At 58.4% G+C, this 13158-nt stretch carries 7 protein-coding genes; 5 read left to right on the top strand and 2 right to left on the bottom strand.

The features are described from left to right. Nucleotides 1-15 precede the first annotated feature (15 nt). From AACY30_RS19065 to AACY30_RS19045, 5 genes are all read left to right on the top strand, one after another. On the top strand, nucleotides 16-3513 hold the full coding sequence (locus AACY30_RS19065; protein WP_339540952.1) for a response regulator: 3498 nt from the start codon (nucleotides 16-18) through the stop codon (nucleotides 3511-3513). Continuing rightward, entirely contained in the window at nucleotides 3514-4344 is an 831-nt protein-coding gene (locus tag AACY30_RS19060) for a CheR family methyltransferase (RefSeq protein WP_445261444.1), read from the top strand. Then, nucleotides 4341-4946 (top strand): chemotaxis protein CheB, encoded by a 606-nt coding sequence (locus tag AACY30_RS19055; protein WP_339469850.1) that lies wholly within the window; start codon nucleotides 4341-4343, stop codon nucleotides 4944-4946. Before AACY30_RS19060 ends, AACY30_RS19055 begins: the two co-directional genes overlap by 4 nt. Beyond that, the gene (locus tag AACY30_RS19050) at nucleotides 4940-6133 is read left to right on the top strand and encodes a hybrid sensor histidine kinase/response regulator (RefSeq protein ID WP_339469851.1); all 1194 of its coding nucleotides are present in this window, start codon (nucleotides 4940-4942) and stop codon (nucleotides 6131-6133) included. The genes AACY30_RS19055 and AACY30_RS19050 overlap by 7 nt, the downstream gene beginning before the upstream one ends. A gap of 78 nt (nucleotides 6134-6211) precedes the next feature. Then, nucleotides 6212-6589: a response regulator gene (locus AACY30_RS19045; RefSeq protein WP_339469853.1), complete on the top strand. Its 378-nt coding sequence runs from the start codon at nucleotides 6212-6214 to the stop codon at nucleotides 6587-6589. Between the two features lie 30 nt (nucleotides 6590-6619). Here AACY30_RS19045 and AACY30_RS19040 read toward each other — a convergent pair whose 3' ends face one another. Next, nucleotides 6620-11362 (bottom strand): hypothetical protein, encoded by a 4743-nt coding sequence (locus tag AACY30_RS19040; RefSeq protein WP_339540951.1) that lies wholly within the window; start codon nucleotides 11360-11362, stop codon nucleotides 6620-6622. A gap of 150 nt (nucleotides 11363-11512) precedes the next feature. Beyond that, nucleotides 11513-13156 carry a response regulator gene (locus AACY30_RS19035; protein WP_445261445.1) on the bottom strand — a complete coding sequence of 548 codons (1644 nt, stop codon included), beginning with the start codon at nucleotides 13154-13156 and terminating at the stop codon, nucleotides 11513-11515. Nucleotides 13157-13158 lie beyond the last annotated feature (2 nt).

The raw sequence follows: 13158 nt of genomic DNA, 5'->3' as shown, positions 1-13158 counted from the left end.
GGCCAAGGCATTTCCATGACTCCCGCGTCGTCCGTCGATGAAAAGAGCTTTCGTAACCTCCTGAGCCGAAACGTTGCACTGCCCCTGGGTGTGGGTGTGCTCAGTGCAGTGTTTTTCGTCGTGCTGATCACCTACCTGTTGTCGGTGATCCAGTGGGTGGAACACACCGATCGGGTTATCAATAACCTGAATGAATCGTCCAAGCTGACGGTGGACCTGGAAACCGGCATGCGCGGCTTCCTGATCACCGGTGACGAGCATTTCCTCGACCCCTACGAAGTGGCCAAGCCGCGAATCCTCGCCGACCTGCACAATTTGCAGGCGCTGGTGGCGGACAATCCGCAGCAGGTGGACCGTCTCAAACGCCTGGAAGCATTGCAGGCCGAGTGGAACAACTATGCCCAGGCGATGATTGATCTGCAGCGCGCGAGCGGCGACTACCGCGGTGCGATCAAGGCCGGGCGCGGCAAGCGCCTGACTGACGAAATCCGCAAGGAATATGACGACGCGGTGGCGATGGAGCAGCAGTTCCGCATCGCCCGTAATGAAGATGTCACCCGTACAACGGTGATCAGTGTCACCCTGTACTTGGCCTTCGTGTTGGGGTTAAGCGGCTTCCTGGCTTATATCGGCCGTAAGAATCTTGTTTCATTATCAGACAGTTACAGCGAAAACCTTGCGTCGCAACAGAAGATCGCACGACGCCTGGAACGGCAAGCCTGGTTGCGCAATGGCCAGACCGAACTGGCTGAACAGGTCCTCGGCCAACTCACCGTGAACATGCTTGGCCGCAATATCCTGCAATTCTTTGCCCAGTACATGGGCTCGGCCGTGGGCGCGTTGTACGTGCGCGAAGAACACGGCGGCCTCAAGCGCGTGGCCACTTACGGTTTCTCCCGCGAGCAAGAGCAACGGGAGCAGGCCATCTACAGCGATGAAGGCATCGTCGGGCAGGCTGCCCATCTGGATCGCCTGATTCGCCTGGACGACGTGCCGGTGGATTATTTCAAAGTCAGCTCCGGCCTGGGCGAGGGCGCTACCCGCAGCGTGCTGGTGGTGCCGACCAACAATGACGAGCGGGTCAACGGGGTAGTTGAGCTGGGTTTCCTGCGCCCATTGGAAGAGCGTGACGAAGAGCTGCTGGAGCTGATCTCCAGCAATATCGGCACCTCCATCGAGACCGCTCGGTATCGTCAACGCCTGCAGGAAGTGCTGGCCGAGACCCAGCAGCTCAACGAAGAGCTGCAAGTGCAGCAGGAAGAGCTCAAGACCGCCAACGAAGAACTGGAAGAGCAGTCGCGCATCCTCAAGGAGTCCCAGGCCCACCTGGAAACCCAACAGGCCGAGCTGGAGCAGACCAACGAGCAACTGGCCGAGCAAACCGAAACCCTCGCCGAACAACGCGACGCCATGGACCGCAAGAATATCGAGCTCAACCAAGCCCAACTCGCACTGGAAGATCGCGCCGAAGAGCTGCAGCGCTCCAGCAAGTACAAATCTGAATTCCTCGCCAATATGTCCCACGAGCTGCGCACACCGCTGAACAGCTCGCTTATCCTGGCCAAGTTGCTGGCCGAGAACCCCCAGGAAAACCTCAGTGCTGAGCAGGTCAAGTTTGCCGAGTCGATCTATTCCGCCGGCAATGACTTGCTCAACCTGATCAACGACATCCTGGACATCTCCAAGGTCGAAGCCGGCAAGCTGGAAGTGCGCCCGGAAACATCCAGCGTGGCGCGCCTTGTAGACGGCCTGCGCGGGATGTTCGAGCCGCTGGCGGCTGATCGTAAACTGGGTTTCCAGGTGGACGTGCAGGAAGGTACGCCGACCCTGCTGTTTACCGACCGCCAGCGCCTGGAGCAGATCCTGAAAAACCTGCTGTCCAACGCGCTCAAGTTTACCGAGCAAGGCGAGGTCAGCCTGTCGGTGTCCCGGGCACCCGGGGAGGGCATTGCTTTCACGGTGCGCGATTCCGGCATCGGTATCGCCCCGGACCACCAGGAAAGCATCTTCGAAGCCTTCCGGCAGGCCGACGGCACCACCAACCGTCGTTATGGAGGCACCGGCCTCGGGCTGTCAATTTCCCGCGACCTGGCCACCCTGTTGGGCGGTTACATCAGTGTGACCAGCGAGCCAGGCAAGGGCAGTGTCTTTACGCTGGTAGTGCCAGGGCAGTATGTAGAGCGCGAAGCAGACGCGGCACCGATCGAACAACCACGCCAAGCAGTAGTGGTGCCTGCGCCAGTGCCGGTCAAGGTGTCACCGCTGCCGGTGGCCGATGCCAAGCAGATCCCGCGTTTCGCCGACGATCGCGACAAGGCCCCCTTCACCGCGCGCTGCATCCTCGTGGTGGAAGACGAGCCGAACTTCGCCCGCATCCTGTTCGACCTGGCCCACGAGCTTGGTTATAACTGCCTGGTGGCCCATGGCGCAGACGAAGGCTACAGCCTGGCCGAAGCGTACATCCCTGACGCGATCCTGCTGGATATGCGCCTGCCGGACCATTCCGGGCTGACCGTGCTGCAACGCCTTAAAGAACACGCCAACACCCGCCATATCCCGGTGCATGTAATTTCCGTGGAAGACCGCGTCGAGGCGGCCATGCACATGGGCGCCATCGGTTATGCCGTCAAACCCACCACCCGCGAAGAGCTCAAGGACGTCTTTGCCCGCCTGGAAGCCAAGCTGACCCAGAAGGTCAAACGCGTACTGCTGGTGGAAGACGATGACCTGCAGCGCGACAGCATTGCCCGCCTGATCGGCGACGATGACATCGAGATCACCGCCGTTGGCTTCGCCCAGGAGGCCCTCGACCTGCTGCGCAACCATGTCTACGACTGTATGATCATCGATCTCAAGCTGCCCGACATGCTCGGTAACGAGCTGCTCAAGCGCATGGCCACTGAGGATATCTGCTCGTTCCCGCCGGTGATCGTCTACACCGGGCGCAACCTGACCCGCGATGAAGAGGCCGAACTGCGCAAGTATTCGCGCTCGATCATCATCAAGGGGGCGCGCTCGCCGGAACGCCTGCTGGATGAGGTCACACTCTTTCTGCACAAAGTCGAGTCCCAGCTGTCCCATGATCGCCAAAAGATGCTCAAGACTGCGCGCAGCCGCGACAAGGTCTTCGAGGGGCGCAAGGTCCTCTTGGTGGACGACGATGTGCGCAACATCTTCGCCCTGACCAGCGCCCTGGAGCACAAGGGCGCCGTGGTGGTCATTGGGCGCAATGGCCGTGAAGCCATCGACAAACTCAACGAAGTCGAGGATATCGATCTGGTGTTGATGGACGTGATGATGCCGGAAATGGACGGTTACGAGGCTACCGCCTTAATCCGCCAGGACCCACGCTGGAAGAAGTTGCCAATCATCGCAGTGACGGCCAAGGCGATGAAGGACGATCAGGAACGCTGCCTGGCCGCCGGCTCCAACGATTACCTGGCCAAGCCGATTGACCTGGACCGCCTGTTTTCTTTGATTCGCGTGTGGCTACCGAAGATGGAACGCATTTAAGTGGAGCGACGTTTTTTGGAAACAAGCAGTGACATCGAGTTGCGCCTGTTGATTGAGGCGATTTACCTCAAGTACAGCTACGACTTTCGCGACTACTCCGGTGCGTCGGTCAAGCGCCGCGTGGCCCACGCGTTGCGCCAGTTCGACTGTGCGACCATTTCCGCCTTGCAGGAGCGTGTGCTGCACGATCCGGCGGCGTTCATGCAGTTGCTGCAATTTCTGACGATCCCGGTGAGCGAGATGTTTCGCGACCCGTCGCACTTCCTGGCGATCCGCCAGGAAGTGGTGCCGTTGCTCAAGACCTACCCGTCGATCAAGATCTGGATCGCCGGCTGCAGCACGGGCGAGGAGGTGTACTCCATGGCCATCCTGCTGCGTGAAGAGGGTTTGCTGGAGCGTACGATCATCTACGCCACGGATATCAACCCGGCGTCGCTGGATAAGGCCAAGCAAGGCATTTTCTCCCTGGAAAACGTGCGGGCCTACACGGCCAACTATCAGCAGGCGGGCGGGCAACGTTCATTTGCCGACTACTACACGGCAGCCTACGATTACGCGATCTTCGATAAGACGTTGCGCGAGAATGTCACGTTCGCCGACCACAGCCTGGCGACTGACAGTGTATTCTCAGAAACTCAATTAATTTCGTGTCGTAACGTGTTAATTTACTTCAATAAAAAGTTGCAAGATCGCGCGTTTGGATTGTTCCATGAGTCGCTGTGCCATCGCGGCTTTCTGGTGCTGGGCAGTAAGGAAACCCTGGATTTCTCCGCGTATGGCAAGCAGTTCGAGCCTCTGGTCAAACAGGAACGGATCTACCGAAAACTATGAATCAAGCGGCTGCGAGCCCGGCATCGGTCCGGGGCATAGAGGCTATCGTCATCGGTGCGTCTGCCGGTGGCGTGGAAGCCTTGCTGACGGTCTTCAGCGAATTGCCAGCGGATTTCGGCTTGCCGATCATCACCGTGCTGCACTTGCCGGATGAACGCCGCAGCCAATTGGCCGAGGTGTTCGACCGGCGTGTTGCCATGCGAGTGGTGGAGGCCCGTGACAAGGAAATGCTCGAGCCCGGTACCCTGTACTTCGCCGGGTCCGGCTACCACCTGTCGGTGGAGCAGGATCGCAGCCTGTCCCTGAGCCAGGAAGACCGTGTGCACCACTCGCGACCGGCGATTGATTTCCTGTTTGAATCGGCCGCCGATGCCTACGGCAAAGGCTTGATGGCTATCCTGTTGACCGGCGCCAACCATGACGGCGCCCGGGGCCTGGCCCATGTCAAGCAGCAAGGTGGCACGACTGTGGTGCAAGAACCCACTGAAGCTCGCATTGCTGTCATGCCCCGTGCAGCGCTGGCGCTGCACACACCCGACCACATTCTAACGTTGAGCCGGATTGGCTCACTGCTGGCTTCCCTGGAATATTCCCCATGTTAAGTACTGTCGAGGCCAAACTGCTGATCGTCGACGATCTGCCGGAAAACCTGCTGGCCCTCGAAGCGCTGATCAAGCGCGAGGACCGGCAGGTGTTCAAGGCGTTGAGCGCTGACGAGGCCTTGTCCCTGTTGCTGGAGCACGAGTTCGCCCTGGCGATTCTCGATGTGCAGATGCCCGGCATGAATGGTTTCGAGCTGGCCGAATTGATGCGCGGCACCGAAAAGACCAAGAACATCCCGATTGTGTTTGTCAGTGCTGCCGGCCGTGAGCTCAATTACGCCTTCAAGGGCTACGAAAGCGGCGCCGTGGACTTCCTGCACAAGCCGCTGGATATCCATGCGGTCAAGAGCAAGGTCAATGTGTTCGTTGACCTGTACCGCCAAAGCAAAGCAGTGAAACTTCAGGTAGAAGCGCTTGAGCGCAGCCGTCGCGAGCAAGAACTGTTGCTGTCGCGCCTGCAGGCCACACAGGCCGAGCTAGAGCAGGCGGTCCGTATGCGTGACGACTTCATGTCAATCGTCGCCCACGAAGTGCGCACGCCTCTCAATGGCCTGATCCTCGAGACCCAACTGCGCAAGATGCACCTTGCCCGGGATAACGCCGCCGCATTCACCCTGGACAAGATGCACGCCATGGTCGACCGCGACGAGCGCCAGATCCAGAGCCTGATTCGCCTGATTGAAGACATGCTCGATGTGTCGCGCATCCGTACCGGCAAGTTGTCGATACGCCCGGCGCGTTTCGACCTGGCGCAGCGTGTGAGCAACCTGGTAGAGAGCTTCGGCCCCCAAGTGGCGGCGGCGGGCTCTTCCATGGAACTGATCGTCGACGGCCCCGTGGAAGGCAACTGGGACGAGTTCCGCATCGAGCAGGTGGTCACCAATCTGCTGACCAACGCCTTGCGCTATGGGGCCAAGAGCCCGGTGGAGGTGCGCGTGTACAGCGAACACGGCGAAGCTCGCGTGGAAGTGCGTGATCACGGGATCGGTATCAGTGAAGACAACCAGAAGCGGATTTTCCAGCAGTTCGAGCGTGTGTCTGCCAGCCAAGTCGCCGCGGGCCTCGGCCTTGGGCTGTTCATTTCCGAGCAGATCGTTGCAGCCCATGGCGGCACTATCGAGGTCGAGAGCCAGATAGGCGAGGGCGCCTTGTTTCGGGTGTGTTTGCCCCTTGAGGCATTGGCATGAAATCAATCGTCACCTTGACGCAACCTCTGCGTGACCCCATGGTCGTAATTGCAGCAATTGACCGGACAAAGGCTTCCCATGAGTGAAGATGCGCAAGATGTCGTTCTGATCGTAGAGGACGACGAATCCATTATGTTTGTGCTGGGCGAGTACCTGGCCGGCCTCGGCTATCGGGTATTGAAGGCCATCGATGGGGAGCAGGCCTTCGAAATCCTGGCAACCAAGCCGCACCTGGACCTTATGGTGACCGACTACCGCCTGCCTGGTGGGATTTCCGGGGTGCAGATCGCCGAACCCGCGATGAAGCTGCGACCCGAGCTGAAAGTGATCTTCATCAGCGGTTACCCACAGGAAATTCTCGACTGCAACAGCCCCATCACACGCAACGCGCCGATCCTGGCCAAGCCGTTCGACCTGGATACGCTGCAAGCGCATATCCAGCGGTTGTTGGCTTAAGGGCACGGCGCGCGCCGCGCATTTCAGTGGTTAATGGGATAGTTTCTGCACGTTCGCATTGAGCACACTGGCGGGTGTAAACGCGAATTGCCAGCCCTGCTTTCCATCGAACCCGTCGAGGAACGCTTGAAGGCCTTTACCGTTGGCTTTATCGAGGTGGTATACCGTCATACCGCCGCTGACCTGCGGTGGGTTGCCATGGCGGATCATTGCCACGTCCAAGTCCGGACTATTGGTATTGAACAGAAATAATTCATTGTGTTTGGTCTTCTGAACATAAACCGTGTGGCCGAAATCCCCACTGTCATTGGCATGCTTGAAGTTGATAAGCCCGGACTCCTTGATGTCGGCGGCGTTGAAAGTGGTTTTCAAGTTGTCGGGCTTGATGCCCATGATGTCCAGGTAACTTGGCGAATAATTGGTGGCCGCCAAGGTATCCATCCTAGCCAGAACAGCGTCATACACCTTGGTTGAGAGTGTTCTCTCGGCTTGCCCTACGCGCAGGGCCGCCCTGTAACAGATCAAACCCTTGTTGGCCGGATGGGTATGAAGTACCTCCCAGTTCTTTTTCAACTCAAGGTGGGAGAGGCTACGGGGCACTCCGGAGGGGATAATCGGGTCTTCATACAGCGTTTTGAAGTCTGCTGAGAACACACTGTTCCTGGCCTGCCAGGCATCGTCATGATTGAAGACCTTGAACTCCAGCTTATTGGCGTCTGTGCTGTGCGTTTTATAGTGCGGCCCCAGTTTTTTGTCATGAAAAACCTTTTTCAAGCCCGCTTCCATTGCGTCTGCGCTGGGAAAGGTGGCGACGCCGAGATTCGGGTCATAAAAGTAAAAGCTCTTTTGCCCGTTTTCGATTCGGACGCCGGCCGCCATTGCATGGTTGGGCGAGTCAATCATGAGGGATTTTGATGCGGTAGCCGCGTCCAATTCCTTGACCATGTTTTGATAGGACACCTGTCGAATGGGCATGCCCGCATGGAAAGACGTTTCACCGCCGACCTGAACCTGAAGCTTGCGTAACCTCTCGATAAATCTGCGAGAAGCCGGATCAGCCGGGAAGGCAGCAGCGGTATACAGGTTTTTGATCAGCGTTTTTTCCTTGCCGTGCGCCATGGCGGTTGCCATGGCGCGCGAAAGAGCCGCGCACTGCCCGTCTGACAATTGCGCGGTCTGACTGAAATACACCACTTGAGGCACAGGCACGACGTTACCGAATCGGGGCTCTACGCTGTTTATAAAACGCGTGGAGCTGCTCTTGCCGACCCCGTAGGTGATGTCATCGTAGCGTCGGACGAGGACCCCTATCTGTTCCGCTGTCATGCCCTGTTTAGTGGCCAGACGCATAATGTCTTCAATGGATGAGGTGCTGGAGAGTTTCTCAACGATCTTCGGGTCACCCAACGTGTAGCCATCATCAAACCTGGTTTTTTCTGGGCCGCTGCGATGTTCACCGACAACGCGCTTCCATTTCTTGACCATGGCCTCATCAATGCGCTTGGTGGGGTCTGATGCTCTGGACCACGCTCCGAAATGATCCACCTCGATGCGTGCAGCCGGTAAAAAGTCTTTGAGTGGCGGACCATAAGCCTGTTGTGTAAAGGGGTTATAGGCGTACCACTTGTCTTGCTTTAGAGCCGCAGGCCCCTCCAAGAAGTCGTTGTCGAACTTGAATGTGCCGTAAGACGAAGCGTCGACGTTTTTACCGGCCTTGAGCAGTTCGTAACTGTCAGTGCTGCCGGCCAAGAGTTTGTAACCGCCGACAGCGCCTTTTTGCAGGCCTTTGAGGGGTAGGGCCACCAGATTTGCGAAGGCGTCGAGGGGGTTGAGCGTAGACATCGCTGTGCGCCCGAATACTTTCGTAAGCCTGCCCAGCGTATTCAGGGATGACACCCCCGCTTGCACGCCCTTGGCGGCTTTGGCGGCAGCGCCCAGACCGACCATGAAACCGAAGGCATCAAATGCCAAGTCGACGATTCCCGCACCGATGTCCCCGGCCTGGAAGCTTTTGATCGCTGGATACACCGGAAGAAAGTTCACGAGGAACGCGCTGGCATGCTTGTACCAAGGCAGACGCGTATCGAAGGTAGTCTGGCCCCTGGCTTGATCTTCGAATGAGCGTATATCCGCGTGGCTCATCAGGGCGTCGGCAATATAGGCGGTGCGGTCACTGTTGAAACTGTTGGGGATACCGTCGGAGGCGGTTTCATCCCTGACCGTCGCCGCGTGGTTTCCCTTTGGCAGGACCTTGGGGTACTCAGAACGTGAAAGGCCCGCTCGGTATTCCTCCACCAATGCTCCCGGAACCACGTTTTTCAAATCATCGCGCTCACTGAGCGTATTTTTCTCCAGGTTGATTTCATATACGGTAACAACGCCCTGGCGTTCGGTTCGGATCAGCAGGCCGGTCCGGTTGGTCAACGTGCGTCTTTTGGTTCCTCCGTAATTGTCAGTGCTCACCTCCACCTGTTTGAAGGTTTCAAGCGTGCCTTGCTCAATATTCTTACGCGCTTCGAGGGGCAGGGTAGCGATCAGGTGCTTCACCTGTGCGCCCATTGCCTTCTCCATCTGCGCGGCATAAACCGCAAACGCTTTGGCGAATACCACATTGATATCGGGCAGGTCCTTTACAGCGTTCAGGCGGTTAATGGGCACGCTGGGGTCGTTGGACGTCCAGCCCCGGCCAAGTGCCCCGGTGAATCCCCCGTTCATGTAAATATCCACGACCGAATGCGGGCCTACGTCATCTCGGCCCTTAGTCACCGCCTCAAGGCTCTGCTTTTCAAAGTCGATGCCTTCACCCAGTGCCTTTTTCAAGGCCCCGAGCGCCAATGCGCGACGCGTTGGCATTTCACGGGAGAACGCCTGAGACCCGGCGCTCAACTCTTCAAGTTGTGCGTTGTAGGCCTTGCGTACGCTGTCCACCTGGAGCGCGGTGTACTCATCCTTGGCGTTGACGGCGATGACGCCATTGGCGATGCCCCAATCCATGAGCGCAGCCTGTTGCGCTGAGGCCGCGACCACTCGATCTTCAACGGTAATGGGTGCCCGTTCCGCAAGATTGATCACTTGCGCATACGTCATAAGTGCAGTCGACCCCGGTGCCTTGGCTTCCAGGCGTGCCACTGCGACCTCAAGGCTGACCCAGGAGTGGGAGCCGCAGGTGACGCCGGCGGGAATGTCCTTCACCAGGTAAGCCGGCGCCCGGCGTGATAACAACAAGTAAGCGGCCACAGGAGCCAGTTCCGCAGTGGCTTTTTGCTTGCCTTCCAGATGAGCGGACAGCGCCGTCACAACCGTTGAAGGATGTTTGCCGACGTGCTCGGAATGCGCCAGGTCGAAACCGGCAACCTTATTACGACTGGGGGCGCCAGAGCGGTCCAGCAAGGTTTCCTGATCCAGGGACAATTGCAGTGCCGTCAACAGCCAATCGGCAACACTGGTTTCGCTCGAGAGGCCTGCGAATTTGGCTTCAAGTGACGTGCCCACCCGCTGCCCTTCAGCCGAGTTGATGATGCTCTCGATAACCCTGCGGGGCTGGGCCAGCGTCGATTGATCCAGGGCCAACTTGCTGGTCAATTGCCTGAATAGGCCGTATTTGGCGCCTGGCAGCATCGCAAGCGGTTGGTAACTGCTCAGCTGATCTTGATGGCTCGGTGGTAGCGGCCAGGACAGTGCGCCGCCAAGATTGCCATGCGGCGGCGACAGGGGGGTGGCGGCAGTGGTGCTGGTGGCGAGGTTGCGCAACTCAGCGAGGTTGGTGGGCATCATCCAACCATTGTCCTCAATAAAGCGCTTGAGGCTGATAGTGCTGCCAGTCTCCAAACCCTGCTCGCGAGGGTAGGACGAGTGTGGATCGATAGGCAGGGTGATGACACCCAGGATCGTTTCCAGATCATTTTTGACCCTGGCCGCGAGTTGATCTGGCGTCATGTAACCCACAGAACCGGTCGGTAATTGGGCCTTCTCCTGAGCGTCCAGATGTAAGGGGGAAAATGCAGCCAACACTCGATTAATGATCTGGTTGTTAAATGTGTGTCGGTTATTGATATCCCCCCTCTCTCGCTTTTGGTGTTCGAGCGCATCTTCGTGATTCAAGTGCGCGCTACCTTCGAAAACTTTCAGCTGCTCCAACTGCACAGCACGGTCGTTTGCAGCGTCAACGGTTGTTGGCAGGGCTTCGCCGTAAAACGCCGCCGCCTCCTTCACCTGCGCCATGTCGCCCCTGGGCGCGAATATGTAGGTTTGACCGTTCGCCAGAGCAGTAGCTGCCTGCATGATAAGCGGCCAAGACAGGGGCAATGCGTGGCTCCTGTCCCCGACGAAACTGCCGAAATACTTGGACGTCACCGACTGGCTCCGGGCACCAGCAAGAGGCTTGACCCTGAGCACTGCAAACCCCGGGGTATTGCCTTGCGGCGGGAACAATGAGATGGGTTTTGAAAGGTCGATCCGATTCTTCTGCGCCCATTCCTTGAGGTCCGGGGACTGGAGGAGGGCGCTTAGCTGTTGGCGCCATTGCCCGAACGTCGAATCAGGCGGAATCGGCCCAATCGGCTGATCGCCGATAGACCGGGGCTTATCACTGTGAGTGCGCAAGCTATTGGCATACAGTTCGGCCAGTTGATGGTCACCATCAACGCTTGGCGGCTGCACAGAAGCGTCGGTTTGCAGAGCCGACAGCGACAGGCGCGGTGCTTGGATAAGCGGGGGGGCAAGTGGGACAAAATGGGCAAGCGACGGCGTGGAGAGGTGTGCAGACAGGGTCATCAGTGCGTTCTCAGTCGGGACTGTCGAATAGGTTCGCAGCGTCGTTCTGCGAGGGTTTCCTACCTGTTTGTGTACCGAAGGAACTAAATGATTCCACGACTACCCTGCCGACCAATTACCAAGTAATGCAGGACGGGTGACAGTTGCTTGTCAGTGGTCCGTCATCTCGACTGACTGCTTGATCATCTCCCGGACCTTCGCCGTCAACAGATCAAAGGTGAACGGCTTGGTGATCAACTGCATCCCGGGATCAAGGAAACCGCCACGCACCGCCGCATGCTCGGCGTAACCGGTGATGAACAGCACCTTGAGATCCGGGCGGATCTGCCGGCCGATTTCCGCCAGTTGGCGGCCATTCATGCCGGGCAGGCCAACGTCGCTGATCATCAAGTCAATACGTTGCTCCGACTCGATGATCGGCACCGCCGTGTTGGCGTCACCCGCTTCGACATAGCCATAACCCAACTCTTTGAGTACCGCACTGACCAGCACGCGCACGGCGGGGTCGTCCTCGACAATCAGCACCGTTTCGCCCGCATTGGCGCAAGGCAGAAGCGCTGGGTCAGCCGCCACCTCGGCGACGACGTCACCGATGAACCGTGGCAGAAACAGACTGACCGTCGTGCCTTCGCCCACTTGGCTATGGATGATCACATGGCCACGCGACTGGCGGGCAAACCCGTAGATCATCGATAAACCCAGTCCCGTGCCTTGGCCGATGGGCTTGGTCGTGAAAAATGGGTCGAACACGCGGCCGATCACACTTTCCGAAATGCCACAGCCCGTGTCGCTGACGCGCAGTTCAACGTAGTCACCGGGCAGCAGGGTGCCGTAGGCGGCGGTGAATACACTATCGAGGTGGCGGTTAGTGGTCTCCACGGTCAGGCGGCCACCGTTGGGCATCGCGTCACGGGCATTGATCACCAGGTTGAGCAGGGCGTTTTCCAACTGATTGGGGTCGGCCTCGGCGGTCCACGGTTCGTGGGTGAGTTGCATGTCCAGCGTGATACTTTCGTTGATGCTGCGTTTGAGCAACTCACCCATCGAGGTCACCAGTTGGTTGATCTCCACGGGCTTGGAGTCAAGTGATTGCCGGCGCGAAAACGCTAGCAGCCGATGGGTAAGGCTCGCTGCACGGTTAGCGGAGGTCACGCCTAGATCGATGAGGCTGTCCAGGTCGTCCAATTTGCCCCGGGAAATACGCCTTCGCAGCATTTCCAGGCTGCCGATGATCCCAGTCAACATGTTGTTGAAGTCGTGCGCGATACCGCCGGTGAGCTGGCCAACGGCTTCCATTTTCTGGGATTGGCGCAGGGCTTCCTCGTTGCTTCGCAGCTGCAGGGTGCGTTCTTCGACCTGCTGCTCCAGGGTTGCCAACGTACGTTGCAGGCGCAGTTCGCTCTCACTTAAGTCAACCAGGCGGTCGCGCGCCTCATACTGCCGGCGCCGGCTGCGCACGGCAGTAGTGACCAAGCTGATCAGTGTGGAGGGGTGAAACGGTCGTTCCAGAAAGGTCACGTTGCCAAGCAAATTGCTCAGGTGAGAGGAGCCGCTTTGCTCCTTGCCGCCATGGTGAGTCATCAGCACGATGGGCAAATCGGACCAGGGCGGCTGGCGACGCAGGCATTCAAGCAACGCATTGAGGTCAACACCACGCAAGGCTTCGACGGCCACGATCAGCAGGCCGGCGCCTTGCTCCAGCGCCTCGCACAGTCGTGGCAATTCGCTGGCAATCAGGCTGCCATACCCCGCTTCTTTAAGCATCATTGACGCGAGTACGCTATCACGTCCCATCG

The organism is Pseudomonas sp. RA_5y_Pfl1_P24 (assembly GCF_963970945.1).
GTDB classification, from domain to species: domain Bacteria; phylum Pseudomonadota; class Gammaproteobacteria; order Pseudomonadales; family Pseudomonadaceae; genus Aquipseudomonas; species Aquipseudomonas tritici.
Note: the sequence above shows the minus strand (reverse complement) of the source record. Positions and strands in the feature narration are given on the sequence as shown.

Excerpts from the sequence above, each read along its gene's own strand:
- AACY30_RS19040 (WP_339540951.1), bottom strand. The coding sequence starts at position 11,362 with ATGACCCTGTCTGCACACCTCTCCACGCCGTCGCTTGCCCATTTTGTC.
- AACY30_RS19035 (WP_445261445.1), bottom strand. The coding sequence starts at position 13,156 with ATGGGACGTGATAGCGTACTCGCGTCAATGATGCTTAAAGAAGCGGGG.
- AACY30_RS19050 (WP_339469851.1), top strand. The coding sequence starts at position 4,940 with ATGTTAAGTACTGTCGAGGCCAAACTGCTGATCGTCGACGATCTGCCG.
- AACY30_RS19045 (WP_339469853.1), top strand. The coding sequence starts at position 6,212 with ATGAGTGAAGATGCGCAAGATGTCGTTCTGATCGTAGAGGACGACGAA.
- AACY30_RS19065 (WP_339540952.1), top strand. The coding sequence starts at position 16 with ATGACTCCCGCGTCGTCCGTCGATGAAAAGAGCTTTCGTAACCTCCTG.
- AACY30_RS19055 (WP_339469850.1), top strand. The coding sequence starts at position 4,341 with ATGAATCAAGCGGCTGCGAGCCCGGCATCGGTCCGGGGCATAGAGGCT.